General features: G+C 68.2%; 20 protein-coding genes. 15 read left to right on the forward strand and 5 right to left on the reverse strand.

The genetic code is table 11. The features are described from left to right. Positions 1-44 precede the first annotated feature (44 nt). From ACVBEQ_RS09305 to ACVBEQ_RS09365, 13 genes are all read left to right on the forward strand, one after another. Positions 45-863: a DUF2470 domain-containing protein gene (locus tag ACVBEQ_RS09305; protein ID WP_447152649.1), complete on the forward strand. Its 819-nt coding sequence runs from the start codon at positions 45-47 to the stop codon at positions 861-863. Positions 864-926: 63 nt separating this feature from the next. Continuing rightward, positions 927-2,333 (forward strand): glutamate decarboxylase, encoded by a 1,407-nt coding sequence (gad, locus tag ACVBEQ_RS09310; RefSeq protein WP_447152650.1) that lies wholly within the window; start codon positions 927-929, stop codon positions 2,331-2,333. Between the two features lie 256 nt (positions 2,334-2,589). Further along, positions 2,590-5,010, forward strand: coding sequence for an immune inhibitor A domain-containing protein (locus ACVBEQ_RS09315; RefSeq protein WP_447152651.1), 2,421 nt, complete (start codon positions 2,590-2,592; stop codon positions 5,008-5,010). Between the two features lie 149 nt (positions 5,011-5,159). Continuing rightward, positions 5,160-5,615 (forward strand): hypothetical protein, encoded by a 456-nt coding sequence (locus ACVBEQ_RS09320; RefSeq protein WP_447152652.1) that lies wholly within the window; start codon positions 5,160-5,162, stop codon positions 5,613-5,615. Positions 5,616-5,745: 130 nt separating this feature from the next. Continuing rightward, positions 5,746-6,705: an ATP-binding cassette domain-containing protein gene (locus ACVBEQ_RS09325; RefSeq protein WP_447152653.1), complete on the forward strand. Its 960-nt coding sequence runs from the start codon at positions 5,746-5,748 to the stop codon at positions 6,703-6,705. Further along, a complete protein-coding gene (locus ACVBEQ_RS09330) occupies positions 6,705-7,595 on the forward strand; it encodes an ABC transporter permease (RefSeq protein ID WP_447152654.1) in 891 nt (296 codons plus the stop codon). Before ACVBEQ_RS09325 ends, ACVBEQ_RS09330 begins: the two co-directional genes overlap by 1 nt. Positions 7,596-7,619: 24 nt before the next feature. Then, positions 7,620-8,897 carry a sensor histidine kinase gene (locus ACVBEQ_RS09335; protein WP_447152655.1) on the forward strand — a complete coding sequence of 426 codons (1,278 nt, stop codon included), beginning with the start codon at positions 7,620-7,622 and terminating at the stop codon, positions 8,895-8,897. Then, positions 8,894-9,598, forward strand: a complete 705-nt coding sequence (locus ACVBEQ_RS09340) for a response regulator transcription factor (RefSeq protein WP_447152656.1) — start codon at positions 8,894-8,896, stop codon at positions 9,596-9,598. Before ACVBEQ_RS09335 ends, ACVBEQ_RS09340 begins: the two co-directional genes overlap by 4 nt. A gap of 565 nt (positions 9,599-10,163) precedes the next feature. Continuing rightward, positions 10,164-11,315 carry a flippase-like domain-containing protein gene (locus ACVBEQ_RS09345; protein ID WP_447152657.1) on the forward strand — a complete coding sequence of 384 codons (1,152 nt, stop codon included), beginning with the start codon at positions 10,164-10,166 and terminating at the stop codon, positions 11,313-11,315. A gap of 357 nt (positions 11,316-11,672) precedes the next feature. Next, entirely contained in the window at positions 11,673-12,008 is a 336-nt protein-coding gene (locus ACVBEQ_RS09350) for a PadR family transcriptional regulator (RefSeq protein ID WP_447152703.1), read from the forward strand. Continuing rightward, on the forward strand, positions 11,996-12,346 hold the full coding sequence (locus tag ACVBEQ_RS09355) for a DUF1048 domain-containing protein (RefSeq protein ID WP_447152658.1): 351 nt from the start codon (positions 11,996-11,998) through the stop codon (positions 12,344-12,346). The genes ACVBEQ_RS09350 and ACVBEQ_RS09355 overlap by 13 nt, the downstream gene beginning before the upstream one ends. Continuing rightward, positions 12,343-13,113 carry an ABC transporter ATP-binding protein gene (locus ACVBEQ_RS09360; protein WP_447152659.1) on the forward strand — a complete coding sequence of 257 codons (771 nt, stop codon included), beginning with the start codon at positions 12,343-12,345 and terminating at the stop codon, positions 13,111-13,113. Before ACVBEQ_RS09355 ends, ACVBEQ_RS09360 begins: the two co-directional genes overlap by 4 nt. Then, on the forward strand, positions 13,110-13,886 hold the full coding sequence (locus ACVBEQ_RS09365; protein ID WP_447152660.1) for an ABC transporter permease: 777 nt from the start codon (positions 13,110-13,112) through the stop codon (positions 13,884-13,886). Before ACVBEQ_RS09360 ends, ACVBEQ_RS09365 begins: the two co-directional genes overlap by 4 nt. A gap of 9 nt (positions 13,887-13,895) precedes the next feature. On the opposite strand, the gene ACVBEQ_RS09370 is transcribed toward ACVBEQ_RS09365, so the two are convergent. The 4 genes from ACVBEQ_RS09370 to ACVBEQ_RS09385 form a co-directional block, all read right to left on the reverse strand. Then, positions 13,896-15,212, reverse strand: coding sequence for a reverse transcriptase family protein (locus ACVBEQ_RS09370; RefSeq protein ID WP_447152661.1), 1,317 nt, complete (start codon positions 15,210-15,212; stop codon positions 13,896-13,898). Between the two features lie 360 nt (positions 15,213-15,572). Continuing rightward, positions 15,573-17,429 (reverse strand): hydantoinase B/oxoprolinase family protein, encoded by a 1,857-nt coding sequence (locus ACVBEQ_RS09375; RefSeq protein WP_447152662.1) that lies wholly within the window; start codon positions 17,427-17,429, stop codon positions 15,573-15,575. Beyond that, a complete protein-coding gene (locus ACVBEQ_RS09380; RefSeq protein ID WP_447152663.1) occupies positions 17,426-19,495 on the reverse strand; it encodes a hydantoinase/oxoprolinase family protein in 2,070 nt (689 codons plus the stop codon). Before ACVBEQ_RS09380 ends, ACVBEQ_RS09375 begins: the two co-directional genes overlap by 4 nt. An 86-nt stretch (positions 19,496-19,581) precedes the next feature. Further along, on the reverse strand, positions 19,582-19,842 hold the full coding sequence (locus ACVBEQ_RS09385) for a hypothetical protein (RefSeq protein ID WP_447152664.1): 261 nt from the start codon (positions 19,840-19,842) through the stop codon (positions 19,582-19,584). Between the two features lie 169 nt (positions 19,843-20,011). Here ACVBEQ_RS09385 and ACVBEQ_RS09390 point away from each other — a divergent pair, with 169 nt between their 5' ends. Continuing rightward, positions 20,012-20,305 (forward strand): hypothetical protein, encoded by a 294-nt coding sequence (locus ACVBEQ_RS09390; protein ID WP_447152665.1) that lies wholly within the window; start codon positions 20,012-20,014, stop codon positions 20,303-20,305. Here ACVBEQ_RS09390 and ilvA read toward each other — a convergent pair. Continuing rightward, positions 20,293-21,528, reverse strand: coding sequence for a threonine ammonia-lyase IlvA (ilvA, locus tag ACVBEQ_RS09395; RefSeq protein WP_447152666.1), 1,236 nt, complete (start codon positions 21,526-21,528; stop codon positions 20,293-20,295). The two genes, ACVBEQ_RS09390 and ilvA, sit on opposite strands and share 13 nt — an antisense overlap. A gap of 120 nt (positions 21,529-21,648) precedes the next feature. Between ilvA and ACVBEQ_RS09400 the strand changes: the two genes are divergently transcribed. Further along, positions 21,649-22,419, forward strand: coding sequence for a DeoR/GlpR family DNA-binding transcription regulator (locus ACVBEQ_RS09400; protein ID WP_447152667.1), 771 nt, complete (start codon positions 21,649-21,651; stop codon positions 22,417-22,419). Positions 22,420-22,457: the final 38 nt, after the last annotated feature.

Below are 22,457 nucleotides of genomic sequence, written 5' to 3' on the forward strand. Positions count from 1 at the left end.
GTCCCAGCTACTAAGGTTAGGCAACCCTTAGTGAAGGAGCCCGCGTGATCCTGACCGGACGCCACCCATCTCCCGCGGAGCGAGCCCGCACCGTGCTCGGCCACGCATCACCGATCGCGGTGCACATCGGCCGGGCCGAGATCGGAACGGCTTTTCGTCACGTCGTCCCGTTCGACGTCAGCGCCGCCGAGGATGTCGATGTGGTCGGCGTCGATCTCGACGGCTCACTCGTTCTGATGGTCAGCATCGACGGTGCGCTGGCGCGCCGGATCGGCGAGCATGCCGCACCCTGCGTCGTACATGCCGCCCTGGTCAGCCCGGTTCCGGGCGCCGACCGGATACTCGACCGGGTCACCGTCACCGGACATGCGTGGCTCGAATCCGATGTCACCGACGCCTTCGCCGTGCTCGCGCAGCATCGTCGGATCGAGTTGGCGGGCCGATCGGAGGCATCGATCCTGCTGCGGGTGATGATCAGCGGCCTCCTGCTCAACGGCAACCCGGTCGAGCCCGCCACCTACGCCGCAGCACGGGCGGATCCGCTGGCCACCGTCAGCGACGAGTTCGTCGAGCACCTGGTCCGCGACCACCCTGCCGCGGTCCTGCGGTTGGCACACCTCTTCCACCCGGACGTCGTTCGCGGCGTCCGGGCGTTCGCACCGATCCGCGTCGACCGGTGCGGGCTCACCTTCCGGCTCGACGGTGAAGGCTGGTCGACCAGGGCCAGGCTCGACTTCCTCGCCGACGTGCGCCATCCGCGCGACCTCCCGGCAGCCGTGCATGAGTTGCAGAACGTCGCACTGCGGGTGACCGACTGCCCGTTCTCCGCCGGCCCGCGGAGCCCGGTCGTCGGCGAGTGGTGAGATCACCTTCCATCACCCTCTGCGGGCGACGACGTTTCATGGCGTCTGCGTGATAATTCCGGAATGGCCCTGCACACCGGCTCGTCGCAGCCGCTCCGCGCCCAGCACTCCAACCCGATCTACAGCCTGGCCAATCCGGCCATCGGCGACGAGGTCCATCTGCCGGAGATCGCCCTTGCCGACGACCCGGTCCCCGCCGACATCGCCTACCAGTTGATCAAGGACGAGCTGCTGCTGGACGGCAGCGCGCGGCTGAACTTGGCCACCTTCGTCACCACCTGGATGGAACCCCAGGCCCTGACGCTGATGTCGGACTGCGCCGACAAGAACATGATCGACAAGGACGAGTACCCGCAGACCGCGGAGATCGAGCGGCGCTGCGTCGCGATCCTCGCGGACCTCTGGCACGCGCCGTCCCCGGACGATGCCACGGGATGCTCCACCACCGGTTCGAGCGCGGCCTGCATGCTCGCCGGGATGGCCCTCAAGCGCCGCTGGGAGCAGAAGGTTCGCGACAGCGGCGGTGACCTGAACACCCGCAAACCGAACCTCGTGATGGGCGCCAACGTCCAGGTCTGCTGGGAGAAGTTCTGCCGGTACTGGGATGTCGAGCCGCGGACGGTGCCGATGGAGGGCGAGGTCTTCCATCTCGAGCCGGCGGGCGCGATCGCTGCGTGTGACGAGAACACGATCGGTGTCGTGGCCATCCTCGGCTCGACTTTCGACGGCAGCTACGAACCGGTCGCCGAGATCTCCGCGGCACTGGACGAGCTCGCCGCCGGCGGCGGTCCGGACATCCCCGTGCACGTCGACGGCGCGTCGGGCGGGATGATCGCACCGTTCCTGGACCCCGACCTGTCGTGGGACTTCCGCCTTCCGCGGGTGTCGTCGATCAACACATCCGGGCACAAGTACGGGCTCGTATACCCGGGTGTCGGGTGGGTGTTGTGGCGGGACAAGGCTCACCTGCCGGAGGAACTGATCTTCAACGTCAACTACCTCGGCGGCAACATGCCGACGTTCGCCTTGAACTTCTCGCGCCCGGGCGCCGAGGTCGTTGCGCAGTACTACAACTTCTTCCGCCTCGGTCGCAAGGGTTTCACCGCGGTGCAGCAGGCGTCCCGAGATGTGGCGACAACGCTGTCGGGGCGCATCGGAAACCTGCCGGAATTCCGGTTGATCACCAAGGGCGATGAGTTGCCGGTCTTCGCGTTCACCACCTCCGACGCCGTGAACGGCTGGGATGTCTTCGCGGTCTCCCGGCGGCTGCGCGAGCGCGGCTGGCAGGTACCCGCCTACACCTTCCCGGAGAATCGCCAGGACCTGGCGGTCCTGCGGGTGGTGTGCCGTAACGGGTTCTCCCTCGACCTTGCCGATCTGTTCTTCAAGGACCTGCTGTCCGCGGTGGACAATTTGAACACCGAGGCCGGTGCCACCGTGTTGAGCGGACCATCCGGCTTCCGCCACTGACGCACGCCACAACCGCTTCCCGGCCGTTCCAGCGCCGGCGCTGACTCGGTCCACGAACAGCCCAAATCGGCCGACCGAGTCCGCATCGGACTGCACTGAATCGGTAAAGCCGTTGTGAACGCAAACTAACTTGGTCAGCCACTTCCGCAATCGCTCCAACGCTGCGTACGGTGCTGCTCACAGCCAGCACTCATGGCTTTCCCAAGCTGAACTCGTGCCAGGAGCACGACTCCGCTTCCCCAGCAGGAGGTTTCGTTTGCGTAAATTCGCGGCGGGATTCGTCGCCCTGACGCTTGCGTCGGGCGCCGCGCTCGCCTTCAACGGCCCGGTGGCCGCGGTTCCACCGGCCGACGTGCCGACCCAGGCGGCCTCTCCGGAGACCGAACCTGTGCTCGACGAACTGCCCAACCCGGCCGAGGACAAGCGTCGCGAGCTCCGCGAGGCAGCCATCACCGGCGTCCTCAACGGTGAGGTGAAGACGCAGGTCATCAACGGCAGCACCGTCGCGAAGGTGGCCACCACCGAGGCGCCGGCGACGGCGTCGGCGAACGGCAAGCGAACCGCACGGGCGACCAAGAAGGACCAGTACGTCGAGCTCTCCAGGGAGACCACCGACAAGGTGTTCGTGATCCTGGCCGAATTCGGCAACGAGCGCGATCCCCTCTATCCCGACAAGGACACCGACCCGGACATCCCCGGCCCGACCCGTTTCGACGGGCCGCTGGTCAACGAGATCCCCGAGCCCGACCGCAGTGTGGACAATTCGACCAAGTGGCAGGAGGACTTCAGCCAGTCCTACTTCCAGCAGCTGTACTTCGGCAGCGGCGCCGGGGTGGAGTCGTTGAAGACCTACTACGAGCGCCAGTCCTCCGGGCGGTACTCGGTCGACGGCGAGGTCAGTGACTGGGTGAAGGTCAGGTACAACGAAGCCCGCTACGGCCGCTCCGACGGATTTCCATGCGCGAGCAACGTCTGCAGCAACACCTGGGCGCTGGTCAAGGACGCGGCGAACCAGTGGGTGGCCGATCAGGAGGCCGCCGGCCGGACCGATGCCGAGATCAAAGCCGACCTGCTGGAATACGACAAGTGGGATCGGTACGACTACGACAACGACGGCAACTTCAACGAGTCCGACGGCTACATCGACCACTTCCAGATCGTGCACGCCGGCGGCGACCAGGCCGACGGCGATCCGATCCAGGGCGAGGACGCCATCTGGTCGCACCGCTGGAAGACCTTCCAGAATCTTGACGGCACCGCGGGTCCGACGGGAAACCTGGACGGCGGCAACGAGATCGGTGACACGGGCATCTGGGTCGCCGACTACACGATCCAGCCGGAGAACGGTGGCCGGAGCGTCTTCTTCCACGAGTACGGGCACGACCTTGGCCTGCCGGATGACTACGACACCGGAGACAACGGCGCGGACAACGCCAACGAGTACTGGACGCTGATGGCGCAGAGCCGGCTCGGCGCCAAGAACGAACAATGGATCGGCGATCGCGCCGGAGACCTGGGCGCCTGGAACAAGCTGCAGCTCGGCTGGTTGGACTACGAGGTCCGGGTCGCCGGTCAGCGGGAAACCATGGAACTGGGGCCGGAGGAATACAACAGCAGCAAGCCACAGGCGCTGGTCGTGGTCCTCCCGCAGAAGCAGGTCACGACCGAACTCGGCGCCCCGGCCGAAGGCATGAAGCAGTGGTGGTCGGGCGCCGGCGACGACCTGGACAACTCGATGTCCCGTCAGGTCACGCTGCCGGCCGGTCCAGCCTCACTGAGTTTCCAGGCGAGGTGGAACATCGAGGACTGCGATGACGATCCTTGTGACTACGCCTACGTCGAGGTGAACACCGGCGGGGACTGGACGGCAATTCCGGGCTCGATCACCAAGCCCGCCGAGGGCAACGGCATCGACGGGATCAGCGACGGTTGGGTGCCGGCCACCTTCGATCTCTCGGCATACGCAGGCCAGACCATCGGCGTGCGGGTGCGATACCTGAGCGATGGGGCGGTGCAGGGCCAAGACGAAGACGCGGTTTCCGGCATCTTCGTCGACGACATCACCCTGACGGCAGGTGGTCAGACGCTGCTCGAGGACGGGGCAGAGACGTCGCCGAACGGGTGGACGCTCGACGGGTTCAGTTCCGTTGCCGCCTCGTTCACCACCGCGTACGACAACTACTACATCGCCGGCTACCGGACGTATGTCTCCTACGACAAGTACCTCAAGACGGGGCCGTACAACTTCGGATTCGGACCGGCGAAGCCCGATCTGGTCGAGCACTACGCGTACCAGCCCGGCCTGCTGATCTCCTACTGGGATCTGTCCCAGTCTGACAACAACGTCAGCGACCACCCGGGCGAGGGACGGAACCTGTACATCGATGCGCACCCCAAGACGCTGTACCGCATCGACGGACAGCCGTGGCGGACCCGCGTGCAGATCTACGACGCGCCGTTCAGCAAGCGGAAGGCCGACTCGTTCACGCTGCACATCAGCGGCAGGCCGAGTTACATCCGCGGGCAGGCTGCTCAGCCGGTCTTCGACGACACCCGGAATTACTTCGATCCGGCGCTGCTGAACCACGGCGTCAAGGTGGCGAACGCCGGGGTGAAGATCACCGTTCTGTCCGAGAAGGGCACATCGGCACGGATCAGGCTCGGCACCTCGAGCTGACCGCACATTTCTGACGACGACGGGGCCCGGGTAGTCACCCGGGCGCCGTCGTCGTTGAAAGCCCCGTCGTGCAACCGATCCGCTCCGCACGCCGTCTGTGACAGGTGAGAGTGTCTGCAATCCATGATGTCCGTCTGAGGGCGGCGGCGATGCTCGTCGCGGTCTGCTGCCTTGCCGGCTGCGCGGGCGCCGGGATCGATTCCGGTGCATCGACGCCATCCGGTGCGTCCGGAACGACAGCGTTGTCGGGTTCCAGCGGAGACGTCCCGGCCGGGCCCTCGACAGCCGTTCCGTCGCCGGTGGAATCATTCCGGCCGCCGGCGATCACCATCACCGCACCGCCGAGCCCTTCGACCAGGAAGTCCGTCCCGCCGAGTGACGAGATCACCGGCGTCTGGGTGCTCGGCACGATCGAAACGGACAGCGCCGGGCCGTGTTACGAACTGCGGACCGACGACGGGCGCGTCATCACGATGTACAGCAGCAGGGCCGGGTCGCTGGCGTCCGGCGACCGGATCCGTGCCCGGCTGCTCACCCCGGTCAAGCCGATCTACTGCGGCACCACCGAGGCACAGCGACTGGTGGAGACCAAACCCGCGGTGTGATCGCCCTACCGCCGCCGCGGTACTGCGAAGTGTCACCACCGGTACGACGACCCAGATGTCCGAAAAGGGCAGTCTGAGACGGCAACCTGACAATCGTCAGCTCATCCCGCCGCGTCCCAGGAGTCGTCCCTTGATCGTCATTGATCACATCACCAAACGCTACGGCGCCCAGATCGCCGTCGACGACCTGAGTTTCACGGTCGAGCCCGGCGTGGTCACCGGCTTCCTCGGTCCCAACGGGGCCGGCAAGTCCACCACGATGCGGATGATCGTCGGACTCGACCGCCCCGACACCGGCCGGATCACCATCGACGGCCGCCGCTACGCCGAGCACATCGCCCCCATCCACGAGGTCGGCGCCTTGCTCGAGGCAAAGGCCGTGCACCCGTCGAGGTCGGCGCGCAATCACCTGCTGGCGATGGCAGCGACCACCGGGGTGACCGGCAAACGGGTCGACGAGGTGCTCGACCTGGTGGGGCTGAGCGGTGTCGCCGGACGGCGTGCGGGCGCGTTCTCGCTGGGCATGTCGCAGCGCCTGGGCATCGCCGGCGCACTGCTCGCCGACCCGCAGATCCTGCTGTTCGACGAGCCGGTGAACGGCTTGGACCCGGAAGGAATCCTCTGGGTCCGCGGACTGCTCGCCAACCTCGCGGCCGAGGGCCGGACCGTCTTTGTTTCCTCTCACCTGATCACCGAACTGGGCGCGGTCGCCGAGCGGCTGGTCATCATCGGCCGCGGCAAACTGATCGCAGAGATCCCGATGTCGGCGCTCGGCGCCGGCGCAGAGCAGCAGTCGGTGCACGTCCGCTCGCCGCAGGCCACTGAGCTGGCCGAGGCCATCCACGGGGAGAACGTCTCCGTCACGGTCGGCGCGGACCGCGATGTCCTGGAAATCACCGGGATGGACGCGCGAGAAGTCGGCCGCCGGGCGGCAGCCGCCTCGGTGGTGCTCTACGAGTTGACCCCACGGACGGTATCCCTGGAGCAGGCCTTCATGGACCTCACCAAGGACGCCACCGAATACAGCGCGCACGGCGACGCTGCAAGCGTTCCTCCCGCACCTTCGACCACCGACAGGAGCGCCGCCTGATGAGCGTCGTCGACACATCCACGTCCGCAACCCCGACGGCGCAACCGGCTGTCCCGGCCCCGGCCCGCCGATCGGGTGTAACCGGCCTGGCCGTCACCCAGCGCCGGGTGATCGTCTCGGAGTGGATCAAGCTCCGCTCCGTCCGTTCCTGGGTGATCATGATCGCCGCCGCGGCCGCGCTGCTGGTCGCCTTCGGTGCACTCGCCGCATCGGTCGCTTCCGGTGCCGTCACACCGGACGGGGGCGGCCCGCCCGGCGGTGGCGGTGGGGGCGCGTTCGGCAGTGCCGATCCGACCGCCATCAGTCTCGCCGGCGTCACCCTCGGGCAGTTGATCGTCGGGATCCTGGGCGTGCTGTTCATCAGCAACGAGTACGCGAACGGCATGATCCGCAGCACGTTTGCCGCCGTCCCGCGTCGGCTTCCGGTGTTGTGGGCGAAGGCCATCGTGCTCGGCGCAGTCCTCGCGGTGGTGATGGTGTTCGCCTCCGTCGCCGCCTTCCTCGTCGGTCAGCAACTGCTGGGTGACGGGCGGAGCACGACCCTGGCCGCTGACGGCGTCCTCCGTGCGGTGATCGGATCAGGGCTCTACCTGGCCGGTATCGGAGTGCTCGGCATCGCGGTGGGTGCACTCATGCGCAACACGGCGGGCGCCATCGCCGTCGTCGTCGCGTCCCTGCTCGTCATCCCGGGACTGGCGTCCGTGGTGCTGCCGGACAGCTGGGATGACGCCATCACCCCGTACCTGCCGTCCAACGCCGGTTCCGCGTTCACCAGCGTCACGGCATCGGACACCCTCCTGGGCGCGGGCGCGGGAGCCGCCGTGTTCGTCGGCTGGCTCATCGCGCTGCTGGCGGCCGCCGCCGTACTGATCCGTTGCCGTGATGCCTGAGCCGCGGGATCGTAGGCTCGGGTGATGGTCGAGACGACGTCCCCGGTGGTCGCGCCGGGGACGACCGTTCCAGGCCACATCGCAGACTCCGCAGCCGGCCAGCGGTGGTGGCAGCCGGGGGGTGCCCTGTTCCGCGGGCATCCGCTGCTCTTCGACGCCGCGCTCGCCGTCCTGATCTCGGTGATCACGGTGGGCGGGATGATGTCGGCCCGTCGCATGGGGACGGACGGACCGACCCCGGGCTGGGCGTGGGTCGTCGTGGGCATCGGTTGCGCCGCATTACTTTTCAGGCGGTCGCACCCGTGGCCGGTGCTGTTGGTGACCACAGCCGCCTACCTCGCCCTGCAGGCGTTCAGCCACGACATCCCGCCGTTGATCCTGGCGGTCGTCACGGCACTGGTGACGATCACGCTCGCCGGCCAGCGCGGTGCGGCGATCATCGCCGCGGCCACCATCACCCTGCTGGCGCTGGTGATCGGCACCATCCTGGACGCCGAGTACTGGTCGCACCCGCGACCCGTTGCGGTGGCGGCGATCTGCGCACTCGCGATCGCGCTGGCCGATGCCGTGCGGAACCGGCGGGCCTACGTGGCCGCCGTCGAGGAGCGGGCGCGGCGTGCGGAGGAGTCCATGGAGGAGGACGCCCGACGGCGGGTCGCCGACGAACGCCTCCGCATCGCGCGGGAACTGCACGACGTGCTCGCGCACCACATCGCGGTGATCAACGTGCAGGCCGGGGTGGCAGGCCACCTGTTGGACCGCAAGCCCGAACAGGCACGCGAGGCGCTCGACCACGTCCGTGAGGCAGCGAGGTCGGTGCTGTCGGAGATGCAGGCCGTGGTCTCGGTGTTGCGCGAACCGGGATCCGCCGGCGACGAGACACCACCGCAGGAACCCGTGCCGAGCCTGGCCACCGTCGACGAGTTGCTCGACGGCTTCCGGTCGACCGGGCTGATCATCGATGTCGTGGTGAGCGGCGCTCCGGTGCCCCTGGCCGGTGCGGTCGACCTGGTCGCCTACCGGGTGATCCAGGAGTCGCTCACCAACGTCCGCAAGCACGCCGGGAAGGCCGACGTCGTCGTCCGTTTCGACCACCGACCGGGAGCACTGGAGCTGACGGTGGCCAACACGGGCACCGGGCCGGACTCAGAGCGCGCCGGACAGCGGGTCGGGACGACCGGCGGCTTCGGGCTGCTGGGCATGCGTGAGCGGGTGAGCAGTGTCGGCGGCGACTTCACCGCCGGACCGACCGAAGCCGGCGGCTTCCGGGTGGCCGTCACCCTGCCGATCGAGCCGTCATGACGTCCCTTGACCCGTCACCCCAGGAGTCCCAGCCCACCCGCGTGCTGATCGCCGACGATCAGGCCCTGCTCCGGGCGGGATTCCGGGTGCTCATCGAATCGGCCGACGACCTGCAGGTGGTCGGCGAGGCCACCACGGGGCAGCAGGCGCTGGACCGGGTCAGGGCCGGTGGCGTCGACGTGGTGCTGATGGACATTAGGATGCCCGAGATGGACGGGCTCGCGGCCACCCGGGCGATCACCGCCGATCCCGCGCTGCTCGGAGTGAAAGTGTTGGTGCTGACCACCTTCGAGCTCGACGAGTACGTGTTCCAGGCGCTGCGGTCGGGTGCGAGCGGGTTTCTCGGGAAAGGCGTCGGGCCGGAGGAACTGCTCGACGCCATCCGGTTGATCGCTCGCGGCGAATCGCTGCTGTCGCCGCAGGCGACCCGCGCCCTGATCAGCACGTTCCTCGATCGCCCGCAGCGGTCCGACACCGCCTCCGACGGGCGCCTGCAGGCCCTGACCCCGCGCGAACTCGAAGTGCTGTCGCTGGTTGCGATGGGCCTGTCCAACGAGGAACTCGCGGAGCATCTGGTGGTGAGCCCGTTGACCGCGAAGACGCATGTCAATCGCGCGATGACGAAACTGGGCGCGCGTGACCGAGCCCAACTCGTGGTGATCGCCTACGAGACCGGTCTCGTGCGGCAAAACCCCGCCTGATCGCCCATCCTGCGCGGGCTGACGGCGGCAGAAGTTGTGCCCCCATCGCGTCGAGTGACGTTCCAGCAAGGACTTCCGGCGCTGGGAGGCCAAAAAACCCTGCAGCTGTGGCAGTCGACGGCGACCGGCCACCGGCGCGACCCAGAGTTTCTCCACATACAGCCCCACCCGCGTCGAGTGACGTTCCAGCAGGTTCTTCCGGCGCTGGGAGGCCGAAAAACCCTGCTGCTGTGGCTGTCGACCGCGGCGGGCCACCGGCGCGCCCGGGCGTCTCTCCACATACAGCCCCACCCGCGCCGAGTGACGTTCCAGCAGGGACTTCCGGCGCTGGGAGGCCGAAAAACCCTGCACCTGTGGCGGTCGACGGCGGCAGGGCACGGAAGCGGCCAGAGACCCGGGCACGGAGGTGCCGAAGACCCGGGCACACCCGTTCCCGCGACCCCTAGGTGCCGTCCGGCCGTACCACCGTTGCGGTACCGCGAAGTGCCGACGCCGGGACGACGACTCAGGGGCCGTCATACCGAAGGATCAACTCGGGGCAGTAGCAACGAGCGGAGAAACCGGCATGGCGACATCGATGCGGAAAGGGTTCGGCGTCCTCGCGACCGCGCTCGCCGTCGGGGTCGGCGTCGTCGCGGTCTGGGATCAACTGCCGTCGCTGCCCGCCATCCTCGGGGTCCTGTCCGCCGCCGATCCGCTCTGGCTGACCCTCGCTGCGGTGGCGACTGTTGTGGCCATCGTTGCGTTCTCGCTCATCCAGCGCCGACTGGTGACCGACCTCGGCGGCCGGTTGTCGCGGAGCCGATCTGTCGAGTTGACGTTGACCAGCGGCGCGATCTCGATGGCACTGCCGGCCGGGTCCGCGCTGGGCGCCGGCTATACCTACCGGCGACTGCGCGGAACCGGACTGAGCTCCGACGAGGCCGGTGTCAGCATGGTCGGGTCGGCGGGTCTGCTGACCGGCACGTTGGTCGCTTTGTACCTCGCGCTGACCGGTCCCACCCTGTTTCAGGAACTCACCGACCTCATCGGCCGGCACGCCACCGGACTGCTGGTCCTGCTGATCGTCGCGCTGGTCGCGCTGGCTGTCCTCCGGGTGCGACGGCCCGACGCCGGCTACGGAGCAATTCGCCACGGAGCAGTCCGCCATGAAGCGACTCCCCACGGAGCAATTCGCCACGCATCAACTCCCGATGAATCGGCCGGCACCGACTCGGCGGCTAATCACCGTGCGCCGGCAGGCCGGATCGATGCGTCGTCGGACACTGCCCGCCCGCGCGCGGCGTCTCCCATCCGTCGCGCCCTCAGCACCGTGGTCGAGTTCGCGCGGGCGACCAGGGCAACGGCCCATTCCGTCCCGCTGGCGACCTGGCGATCAGGCGCTGCCCTGGCCGTCGTCAAGTGGGCCGCTGACTTCGCGGTCCTGGCCGGCGCGGTGCTGGCTGTCGGCGGCGGGGTCGACTTGATCGCGATGGCCAGCGTGTACGTCGGGGTCCAGATCCTGCGGCAGGTGCCGTTGACCCCGGGCGGGGTCGGGATCGTCGAGGCGGCCCTGTTGGCCGGGCTGATCGCGGCGGGCGCATCCGCGGCGCCCGCGGCCGCCGCCGTGGTCGTCTACCGCGGATTGACCTTCTGGCTGGCACTTCTCGCCGGTGCGGTCACCGGGGTCGCATTCCGGAGTCCGGTGCGAAGCGAGCTCGCCGGGGCCACCTCGTAGAGCACGATCGTCACGCATCAGGGCCCAAAGGCGCGGTCGACGCCTGTCCGGAGCTGCGGCGCTGACTCACGCACTCGGTGCGCGCTGGGCAGCGCCGTCGACGACCGGAACGGTGACGATCATGGTCAGCCCACCACCCGGTGTGTTGTCGACCTCGATGGTGGCACCGACGGCATCGGCCAACCCGCTGGCGACGGCACAAGGCCGAGCCCCACGCCCTCAGCAGACCCGCGATCACGACAATCGGGTGAGGCGGTATCTGCGCTTGACCGACACCGGTACTCGGTGCTACAAAGTAGTGGTACTACGTCACACGATATAGCGGTTTCTGACCGCGTCGAGAGTGGGTGCATCGCTCTGGAAAATCTCACGGAAATGCTGAAGGGCGTGCTCGAGGGCTGCGTGCTCGAGATCATCGGCCGCGGCGAGACGTACGGCTACGAGATCGCCTCGTCCCTGCGTGCGCTCGGCTTCACCGATGTCGTCGAGGGCACGGTCTACACCATCCTTCTGCGGCTCGAGAAGAACGAGCTGGTCAGCATCGAGAAGAGACCGTCCACCATCGGACCACCCAGGAAGTTCTATTCCTTGAACGGCGCCGGCCGGGCAGAACTCGCAAGTTTCTGGGCGAAGTGGGACTTCGTCTCACGGAAGATCGACGAGCTGAGAGGAGAGAACGCGTGGGATTCCTGAAGAAGATCCTCGGGGACAAGAAGGAATGGCGAGGCATGGAGGCACGCGCGGCGGCGCTGCCCTCCGACTACCGGATCGTGTACAGCGAGATCCAGAAGTACCTGTGGAAATTCACTGCCGGCGACGGCATGGACATCATCGCGATCCTCAAGGACCTGCTCGATCTCTTCGAAACCGGCGCTGCCGACGGCAAGCGCGCTCTGGAGGTCACCGGTGAGGACGTCGCCGAGTTCTGCGACGAACTGCTACGGAACGCCAAGACCTACACGGAGAAATGGCACGACGCATTGAACCGCGACGTGATGGACAAACTCCGCGAAGAGGAGAACAAGCAATGACAGACGTGGCTATACACACAACAGCGCTCACGAAATCGTTCGGCGCCACGGCCGTGCTGAAGGGCGTCGACCTCGAGGTGCGGCGCGGCCAGATCTTCGCGCTGCTCGGATCGAACGGCGCGGGCAAGACGACGGCGGTCAACATCCTGTCGACGCTGCTCGCGCAGGACGACGGAAGTGCCAGTGTCGGTGGCTTCGACACCCGGAGCGAGCCCGATCGGGTTCGCGAGGTGATCAGCCTGACCGGCCAGTTCGCGGCTGTGGACGGCGTTCTCACCGGTAGGGAGAACATCGTGCTCATGGCCAGGTTGCGGGCCGTCGCGCACCCCGCCCAGATCGCCGAGAGCCTGCTCGAGCAGTTCGGTTTGACCGAGGCGGCCGACAAGCGAGTCGCCACCTACTCGGGCGGCATGGCCCGCCGGCTCGACATCGCCATGAGCCTGGTCGGAACGCCCGAGGTCATTTTTCTCGACGAGCCGACGACCGGACTCGACCCGGAGGGACGGCTCGAAGTATGGAGAACCATCAAGGAACTCGCCGGCGCCGGCACGACAATCCTGCTGACGACGCAATACCTCGACGAGGCGGAACAACTCGCGGACCGGATAGCCATCCTGCATGAAGGAAGGATCATTGCCGACGGAACGCTGGACGAACTCAAGAAACTCCTCCCGCCGGCGAAAGTGGAATATGTCGAGAAGCAACCGACGCTGGAAGAGGTATTCCTCTCCATTGTCAGCAAGACCGGACAGAAGGTAACGCGATGAAACCGCTGAGAGATACCGTCACCCTGTTCGGACGGTCCATGCGGCACATCCGTCGCAGTCCGGACACGATCATCACCGTCGCCATCGTCCCCATCTTCCTCATGCTGCTGTTCGTCTATGTCTTCGGCGGGGCGATCGGCTCCGGCACCGACAACTATGTGAACTATCTGCTGCCCGGCATCCTGCTGATCGCGATCGCCAGTGGCGTCTCCTATACCGCGGTGCGGATCTTCACCGACACGCAGCAGGGAATCGTCGCGCGATTCAATTCGATGCCCGTCTCGCGATCATCGGTGCTGTGGGGGCACGTGCTCACCTCCGTTGTGTCCAACGCGATCTCGGTGACTGTGATCATCGTGGTCGCACTGGTCATGGGCTTCCGGTCCGCCGCCAACCTGGCCGAGTGGCTCGCAGCGGTCGGCATCCTGGCACTGTTCACCCTTGCCCTCACGTGGCTGGCGGTCATTCCCGGGCTGACGGCGAAAACGGTCGACGGCGCCTCCGCGTTTGCCTACCCGCTGATCTTCCTGCCCTTCATCAGCTCCGCGTTCGTGCCCACCGACACCATGCCGACCCCGGTCCGCGTTTTCGCCGAGAACCAGCCGGTCACCGCGATCGTCGAGTCCGTTCGCTCCCTTCTGGACGGTCGGCCGGTCGGAACCGATATCTGGATGGCGCTCGCCTGGTGCGTGGGGATAGCGATCGTCGCCTATTTCCTTGCGATGCGGGTGTACAGGCGGGTGCCCGGCCCCCGTCGGGCAGTCCTGGTCTGACCGCGAGCGTCAGTCCCGCCAGTCGATCAGGTCGAACTCCCGTCGCAGCGCAGCACCCCTCGCCGGGTTCACGGCCGCCACCCAGGAGACCCGGCCCAGCAGGTGAGACCGGAAGTCGCTCAGTCCTTCTCGATTGCTCTCTGCCGGCCCGCGGGTGCGGCACTGGTGCAGAACGGCTTTCAGGCGGTCGACGTCCGGACGGGCGATGTTCGGCCTGTCGTTGACCACGATCCCGGTGACCGCCTGCCGCTGCGAAGGTCTGCGGGTTCGCGTCTTCGCCGGATTGAGCGTGAAGCCCGAGTCACCCACGATCCGCGCGACCCCAGCGGTAAAGGCCCCGGATCGGCGGGCCAGGCCGGCACCGCCGGAGAAGCACAGGTCGTCGGCGTACCGGGTGTAACAGGCGCCGGAGGTGCCGGCGTAGGCAGCCAACCGGCGATCCAGTGCGAACGCCACCAGGTTGGCCAGCTGCGGTGAGGTCGGTGCCCCCTGTGGGAGGTGCGGCGCGGCCAGCCGCCTGCGCAGCCGGATGTCCCGTCCGCCGTCAGGTCCGGCCGGCATCCGGCCAAGCGCGGACACCGGTGTCGCATGGGTCGTCAGCCCGGCGAGCAGATGTGCGACCGGCTCCGGAAAGCCCGCGGACCGCAGCACGCCCCAGATCCGGCCCGCGGTGATGGCGGCGAAGAAGTGTTCGAGGTCGAGGGTGATGACAACTTCGGCACCGACATGCAGCGCCGCGCCGGTACCGGCCGACCGGCCCGGAACGAACCCGTGCGCGGCCGGATGCATCGGGATCGGTGACAGCAACTCGTCGAGAACCGCCCGCTGCACCGTCTTCAGGCGATCCTTCGGTGCTTCGAGCAGCCGTCCACCGGTCGGCCGCGCGATCCATCGGTAGCGGTAATGGGCGATCCGCTCCGACCGGGCGCGCCGGGCGATCAGCCGGGTGTCGGCCAGGCTCACCAGCTCATCGATGCTGATGCCCAGCCGATCGGCGAGCCGGCCGGCATCGTCGACGACCGGGGTGTGAAACGGCCGGCGGACGGTGGTCGTGGTGCTGGTCAGCCGCACCTCGATGCGGGGCAACGGGCCCACAACGAGGCCGCGCTCGAAGGCGCCGCTGCGGAGCACGAACTCCTGCAGCTCCCGCTGCCGGTCCGACGGCGGGCGCAGGTAGGCGGTCGTCACCTCTGCTGCCAGTGCCTCCACCCACGCTCGGCGGCGGCCGATCACCCGGCGGGTCCGGTACCGGATCGGACCGAGCTCCCACCGGCCGGCGAGCATGGCGTCCGCCAGCGCACCGGCGAGCTGACGATGATCGGTCATCAGCGATCCCGATCCCGGTCAGTGCTCGCCCGGAGCGGCCCGCGGAGCGGCCAGCGGAGCGGTGGGCTGCGGCGGTGGTGTGCGACCTTTCCTGCTGGGCGGGCACGTGCATGCGCGGAGCGCGTCATCGTGCCTGCATGGTGGTGCTCACTGTGGTGCTCGCACCCCGGGGGAGCCCCGGAGAGTCCGGACCGTTGCCGGCCGGCTTTCTCGCCACCACCGCCGCATCGGCCCACCCTCTCACAGCGGTTCCCGGTGACGCCCGACGTCCGAGCGGCCCGACGTACGAGCGTGCGATGTCCCAGCGCCCCACGTCCGCGTGCCCGAGGTCAGAGCGCCCGACGTCAGAGCGCCCCGACGTCAGAGCCGGTCGACATCGGCGAAGCCCCGCCCGCCGGCCAGCCTCGGATACCCCGGCCCCCGGTCGAAGAACGGCGGATCGGCCGGGGCGTCGGCCGCCATCAGGCCGCGGGCAGCCGTCGTTCCCTCGAGGTCGACCAGATACCCGCCCGGTTCTCCGTCGATCACCACGCCGTAGTCGGTGAGCGCTCCGTCGATGGACACCTTGCCCCACAGCACATCTCGCAACACCAGCTTCGGCGGCCGGGTCAACGGATCGCCCCACCCGCCGCCACCGGTCGTCCGGATCCGGATCACCTCTCCGGCCGCCACCGGCTCGGCATCGGCCAGCGCGTCCACTGCGCGTTCGTTCGGCCCGCCGGGGTCGATGGTGACGCTGAACGACTTTCCCGCCCGCCCGCCGTTGACGCCCCAACAGGCAAGGATGGAGCGGTCGGCGATCGACATGAAGTTCGCGTCGACGAGCATCCGGATGTGCTTGTCGTAGCCGAGTCCACCGCGGTGAAGTCCCGGCCCACCGGAATCCACCGCGAGCCCCAGTCGCTCGACCAGAAACGGGAAACGCGCCTCGGTGAACTCGCTCGGCAGGTTCCGGGAATCGGGGACGACGTGAATGGTGTCCTCGCCGTCCGCGTAGTACCGGCCCCCGGAACCCCCGCCCAGGACCTCGCGCATCAGGTACGGCCGGCCGGCCAGATCGGTGCCGTACACACCGGTGTAGCGGATCGTCTCCTGATCGGCCGGCATCCGGCCGTCGACTGCCTTGGCCAGCACCCCGGCCAGCACGCCGAGCAGCCGCAGGATGACGAACGTCCTGGCATTGGTCGGCGCCGGGAACACCGGGGTGAGCAACGTTCCCGGTGGCGGGAAGCGCATCTCGATCAACGGGACGACGCCCTCGTTGACCTCCAGTTCGGCCATCCGCTCCGGGGTATCGGCAAGGTTGCGCAGGATGGGTGCCAGCCACTTCGCCAGGAAGACGCCGTCGGAATAGTCGGCGCAATGATTGATCGGTCCCTTCGCTTGCGGGGAGGTCCCGGTGAAGTCGAGCACCATCCGGCCGTCGGTCACCCCGTCGCCGGCGGACAGCTTGGTCAGGGTGATCCGCTGGGCGTGCAGCCGCGGCGGGTCGACGCCGTCGTGCTCGGCGTAGTCCTCCCAGACGTACTCGCCGTCCGGGATCTTCGAGAGCAGCTCCGTCCGGTAGGTCCTGGTGGTGGCGTCCAGGATGGCGTCGAAGGCCGCCTCGATCTTTTCCCGGCCGTACCGCTCGAACAGCTCGGCGAGCCGCCTGGCACCCATCAGGCAGGCGGAGCACTCGGCGTCCAGATCGGCGGCCAGCGACTCCGGCATCCGGGAATTGCGGGTCATGATCCGCAGCGCGGCGTCGTTGGGCACGCCGGCGGCCCACAGCTTGATGGGCGGCACCATCAGGCCCTCTTCGAACACGCTGGTGGCGTGCGACGGCATGGAACCCGGGACGGTGCCGCCGATGTCGTCGTGGTGGCCGAATGCCTGCACGAAGGCCACCACCTCGCCGTGGTGGAAGACCGGGACTGTGACGCAGAGATCGGGCAGGTGACCGATGCCGCCCTCGGAGAGGTAGACATCGTTGTGGAAGTAGACGTCGCCGGGCACCATCTGCGCGATGGGGAAATCCCGGACCACCGGTTGGACCAGCGCTGAATAGGAACGGCCGGTCAGCTTGCGCATCCGGGCGTCGTGGATGCCCGCCCGGAAATCGTGCGCGTCCCTGATCATCGGTGAGCGGGCGGTGCGACCGATCGCGGTCTCCACCTCGGCCTCGACCGAAGCCAGTGTGCCGGAGACGATCTCGACGAGAATCGGATCGATCATCGGGAGCCTCCAGGTCCGGTGACCAGCAGATTCCCGTATCGGTCGACGCCGCAGGCGTAGTCGGGCGGAACGGGAACCGTCGCGCCGAACTCCTGCACGACCGCCGGGCCGCTGACCGTGTCGCCGGATCCGAGCCGCATCCGGTCGTACACCACCGCCTCCTGCCACCGGCCGAAATGCACGGGGCGGGTGCCCAGCACGGCACCGTCGGGCCCGTCGCCGGGTGGGATCTCGGGGATCCGCGGGCGCCGGATCGGCCCGATACCGCTTGTCCGCAGGTTCACCCATTCCACCGGCTGATCGTCCCGCTGCCGGAAGTCGTACCCGTAGAGCGAGCGGTGCGCGTCGTGGAATCGCCCGACGACGAGATCTGCCCAGCTGCGGGTGATCTCACCGTTCGGGCACGGCACCCGTACTTCGAACGCCTGCCCGATGTAGCGCAGGTCGGCCGATCGTTCGACGCGCTGGTCGCCGAGGGCGAAGCCCTCCGCCGACAGCGCCTGCCGCGCGTCCTCGGCGAGCTCGCCGAACGCCGCCCGCATCCGGTCGAGATCGAGGTCCCGGTCGGCGCTGACCGCGGTCCGCACGCCGTCGTTGCGAACGTCCACGGTGAGTAGCCCATACGCCGAGACATTGCCCGGGTTGGGCGGCACCAGGACCGTGCTGATGCCGAGGATGTCCATCAACCGGCAGGCCAGCAACGAGCCGGAGCCGCCGAAGGTGACCAGCGGGAAGTCCCGGACGTCGAGCCCGCGTTTGGTGGTGATCCGGCGCAGCGCATTGGCCTGGTTCCAGGCGGAGATCTCCAGGATGCCGGCCGCGGCCTCCTCGACCGACAATCCCAGCGGCTCCGCGATCGTCGCGACAGCCGTTGTGGCCGCTGCCTTGTCGAGCGGGATCTCGCCGCCCAGCAGGTGGGGAGGAATGCGCCCGAGCAGCAGATGCGCGTCGGTGACGGTCGGCTCGCTGCCGCCGTCGGGGTAACAGGCCGGGCCGGGATGCGCACCGGCCGATCTGGGTCCGGCCTTGAGCGTTCCCTCGGCGGAGATCCAGGCGACCGAGCCGCCGCCGGCGCCGACGGTCACCACGTCGATCATCGGGATCTTCGCGGGGAACGGGCCGACCGCTCCCTCGGTGGTCAACGACGGCTGACTGTTCATGATCACGGTGACATCGGTCGAGGTGCCACCGCCGTCGCAGGTCAGCACCGCGTCGTAGCCGGCCCGGTCGGCGATGGTCGCCGCACCCAGCGCACCCGCCGCAGGACCGGAGAGCACCGTGCTGATGGGGCGGCGGACGACATGCTCCGCTGACAGCACTCCACCGTTCGACTGCATGATCGAGAACGGGATCGACCGCCCGTCCAACTCGGCCAGCCGCCTGGCAATGCCCGAGACATACCGTGCGACAGTCGGTTTCACTGCGGCGTCGATCAGGGTCGTCATCGCCCGTTCGTACTCACGGTACTCGGGCAGCACCTCGCTGGACAACGACACGACCGCCTCCGGGTACTCCCGCGCGAGGACATCCGCCATCGCCTGCTCGTGGGCGTCGTTGGCGTAGGAATGCAGGAAGCAGACCGCGATGGTGGTGATGCCGCGGGACCGGAAGAAGTGGACGGCGTCCGTGGCTGCTGCCGGGTCGAACGGCCGGAGTTCCCGACCGCGGAAGTCCATCCGACCGCCGACCGTGCGAACCAGGTCGGCCGGCACGATGCGATCAGGCTTGACCCAGAAATAGGAATTGCCGTAGCCGTCAGGAACGGACTGCCTGGCGATCTCCAGCATCGACTCGTACCCGATGCTGGTGACGAAGCCCAACGCACCTGCCCTGCCCTGGAGCAATTGGTTCGTCGCGACCGTCGTGCCGTGCAGGATCGATTCGATGTCGGCAGGCACTGCACCTGCCTGGCGCAAGATCCGTTCGACTCCGGTGATGAAACCGTCGGCCGGGTCGGAGGGGGTCGACGGGGTTTTCGTGGTGCTGACCGACCCGGTCCGGGTGTCGACGGCGACGACATCGGTGAACGTCCCGCCGGTGTCGACCCCGATCCGGAGATGCGTCATCGCGTCATGATCGCAGCAGGCAACGCAGTCATCCGTGCCGGGCGATCATCCGCGAGTTCGGTGCCGCCGGCGCCGGCCCGGGGAGGTTACTGGTCGTGCCGGTCGTACCGGGGAACAGCGTCCTCGCTGGTTTCGCCGAGTGCCTGCACGTCGTGCCGGTCGAAGCTGCCGATCTCTTCTTCCCGCTCCGCGTGCGGGGTCTGCTCGTCGTGCTCGTCGAAGCTGCCGATGTGTTCACGGCGCTCCTCGTGCGGAGTGTCGATGTCGTGGCGGTCGAAACTGCCGACCTCCTCGGTTCCCCTCGTCCGGTCGGACTGGTTGCTGTCATCTGCGCCGATGTCCCTCATATCCGAAGGGTAACCCGATCGGACGCCCACCGAACCTCGAGCCTTCGGTCACCCCTGCGGGATGCGGCAAACGGCGTAACATCCGCGCTGAGGTCGGCGACGGCGCCGTTCGGTGTGGCCGTTCTGCTGCCGGTGCCGACCATTGTCAACACCCCTGGAGGTGGCGATGATGACCGGCCCAGATCTGTACCGCGGTGATTCCGGAGATGGCCCGGATCCGCTCCTCATACTGTGGGACGGTGTCCGTTACCTGGCGTGGTGGTTGATGGCCGGTCTGGTCGTCACCGGGTCATGGTGGTTCACCGGGTACCGCAGCTGCGGCACCGACTGGCTCAAGGCCGGTCCACCTCGACGCGGGCGCGCAGGGCAACGCGACCCGGTCGCCCGGGAGGCGGTCGAGGGCATCGCGGCGCTGGAGGCCTATCTCGATTCATTCGCTCCAGGACAGGATCAGGTCAAATAACGGTAGGCCGCCGACCCGGGGAGGATCCGCTCCACCTCCATCGGCGCGGCCGCCATTCTCTTCAACAGTGCGCCCAGCCCGTCGGCGGCACCGATCTCGATGCCGACCAGAGCGGGACCGGTCTCCCGATTGTTGCGTTTGACGTATTCGAACAGCGTGATGTCGTCGTCCGGACCGAGCACCTCGTCGAGGAATCGGCGGAGCGCCCCCGGCTCCTGCGGGAAATCGACCAGGAAATAGTGCTTGAGCCCCCGGTGCACCAGCGAGCGCTCGAGAATCTCGCCGTAGCGCGAGACGTCGTTGTTGCCGCCCGACACCATCGCCACCACCGTCGATCCCGGAGTCAGCTCGAGCTGGGTCAGTGCTGCGACCGCGAGCGCCCCTGCAGGTTCGGCGACGATCCCCTCGTTCTGGTACAGCCGCAGCATCTCGGTGCAGATGGCACCCTCGTCCACCGCGACGACCCGGACATCCGCGCCCGACACGATCCGGTACGGAATGGACCCGACCTGACGGACGGCCGCCCCGTCGACGAACGGGTCCATGCCGTCCAGCCGCACCGGGCCACCCGATTCCATGGCGGCCAGCATCGACGGCGCACCGGCCGGCTCGGCCCCGATCACCGTCACCCATGGAGCGCGCTCCTGCAGGTAGGCGATCACGCCGCCGAGCAGCCCGCCGCCGCCAACCGGAACGATCACCACGTCGGGCGCACGGCCGAGCTGCTGCAGCAGTTCCCGGACCACCGTGCCCTGACCGGCGATGGTCCGGGCGTCGTCGAAGGGCGACACCAGCACGGCGCCGGTCTGTTCGGCGTACTCGGCCGCGGCAACGGCTGCGTCGTCGAAGGTGTCGCCGGTGAGGACGAGTTCGACGGTGCCCGCGCCGTGGGTCAGGATCCGGTCGCGTTTCTGCCGTGGGGTGGTGTTCGGCAGGTAGATCCGGCCCCGGATGGCGAGCTCGCGGCAGGCGAAGGCAACGCCCTGCGCGTGGTTGCCGGCACTCGCGCAAACAATCCCGGCCGCCCGTTGCGATTCGTCGAGCTGGGCCATCAGGTTGAAGGCGCCGCGCACCTTGTACGACCGGACCACCTGCAGGTCCTCGCGCTTGAGCAGCACCTTCGTCGACGTCTCGTCCGAGAGCCGACGGCACTCCTCCAGCGGGGTCAGCGCCGCGATGCCGGAGATCCGGCGGGCCGCGGCGTCGATGTCGGCAGCCGTCACCGGCCGGTCGTCGCCACCGGATCTCTTCGTGCGGGATCTCCCGGTGGGGGATCGCGGGGTGTCGGGCACAACACCGATCTTGTCACCCCGTCGCGGTAGGTTCGTAGCGTGCTTGCTGCAATGCGCCAGGCCCGAATCCTCGACGAGGTCCGCCGGACCGGCGGGGCCAGAGTCGCGCACCTGACCGCCCTGCTGGGCGTGTCGGACATGACGGTGCGCCGCGATCTGGAGGCCCTGGACCGCAAGGGCCTGCTGTCGAAGGTGCACGGCGGCGCCACCGCGATGGACACCGCCAGCGCCATCGAGCCCGGCTTCGAGGTGACCAGCCAGCGGGAGATCTCCGAGAAGGAAGCCATCGCCGAGCGGGCGGCGAAGCTGGTCCGGCCGGGCATGGCCATCGCCATCACCGCGGGCAGCACCACCTGGACGCTGGCCCGGCATCTCGGCGACATCGCCAACCTCACCGTCGTCACGAATTCGCTCAAGGTGGCGGAGGTGCTCAACGCCCGGCAGCGGCCGGACCTGACCGTCGTGCTGACCGGCGGGCTGCGCACACCCTCCGACGGTCTGGTGGGACCCGTTGCGGTGCAGGCGATCCGCTCACTCCACGTCGACATGGTGATCATGGGTGTGCACGGCATCGACGAGCGTGCGGGCCTGACGACACCGAACCTGCTCGAGGCCGAGACGAACCGGGCGCTGGTCGAATCCGCCCGCCGCTTGGTGGTCGTCGCCGACCACACGAAGTGGGGCGTCGTCGGCCTGGCCCAGATCGCCCCGCTCCGTGCGGTGACGACGCTGCTGACCGACGACCTGCTGCCACCCGGCGCCGCGGAGGTGCTGTCCGAGCAGGTCGCCGAGGTCATCATCATCCCGACATCGGAGCACTGAGCCTTCTTGCTGTGACGCGGCGAGTTGGGTCGGGTTGT

The organism is Nakamurella sp. GG22, from assembly GCF_052976845.2.

Coding starts and splice junctions, on each gene's coding strand:
- gad (WP_447152650.1), top strand. CDS start 927: ATGGCCCTGCACACCGGCTCGTCGCAGCCGCTCCGCGCCCAGCACTCC.
- ACVBEQ_RS09320 (WP_447152652.1), top strand. CDS start 5,160: ATGCTCGTCGCGGTCTGCTGCCTTGCCGGCTGCGCGGGCGCCGGGATC.
- ACVBEQ_RS09330 (WP_447152654.1), top strand. CDS start 6,705: ATGAGCGTCGTCGACACATCCACGTCCGCAACCCCGACGGCGCAACCG.
- ACVBEQ_RS09335 (WP_447152655.1), top strand. CDS start 7,620: ATGGTCGAGACGACGTCCCCGGTGGTCGCGCCGGGGACGACCGTTCCA.
- ACVBEQ_RS09340 (WP_447152656.1), top strand. CDS start 8,894: ATGACGTCCCTTGACCCGTCACCCCAGGAGTCCCAGCCCACCCGCGTG.
- ACVBEQ_RS09345 (WP_447152657.1), top strand. CDS start 10,164: ATGGCGACATCGATGCGGAAAGGGTTCGGCGTCCTCGCGACCGCGCTC.
- ACVBEQ_RS09360 (WP_447152659.1), top strand. CDS start 12,343: ATGACAGACGTGGCTATACACACAACAGCGCTCACGAAATCGTTCGGC.
- ACVBEQ_RS09365 (WP_447152660.1), top strand. CDS start 13,110: ATGAAACCGCTGAGAGATACCGTCACCCTGTTCGGACGGTCCATGCGG.
- ACVBEQ_RS09370 (WP_447152661.1), bottom strand. CDS start 15,212: ATGACCGATCATCGTCAGCTCGCCGGTGCGCTGGCGGACGCCATGCTC.
- ACVBEQ_RS09375 (WP_447152662.1), bottom strand. CDS start 17,429: ATGATCGATCCGATTCTCGTCGAGATCGTCTCCGGCACACTGGCTTCG.
- ACVBEQ_RS09380 (WP_447152663.1), bottom strand. CDS start 19,495: ATGACGCATCTCCGGATCGGGGTCGACACCGGCGGGACGTTCACCGAT.
- ACVBEQ_RS09385 (WP_447152664.1), bottom strand. CDS start 19,842: ATGAGGGACATCGGCGCAGATGACAGCAACCAGTCCGACCGGACGAGG.
- ACVBEQ_RS09390 (WP_447152665.1), top strand. CDS start 20,012: ATGACCGGCCCAGATCTGTACCGCGGTGATTCCGGAGATGGCCCGGAT.
- ACVBEQ_RS09400 (WP_447152667.1), top strand. CDS start 21,649: ATGCGCCAGGCCCGAATCCTCGACGAGGTCCGCCGGACCGGCGGGGCC.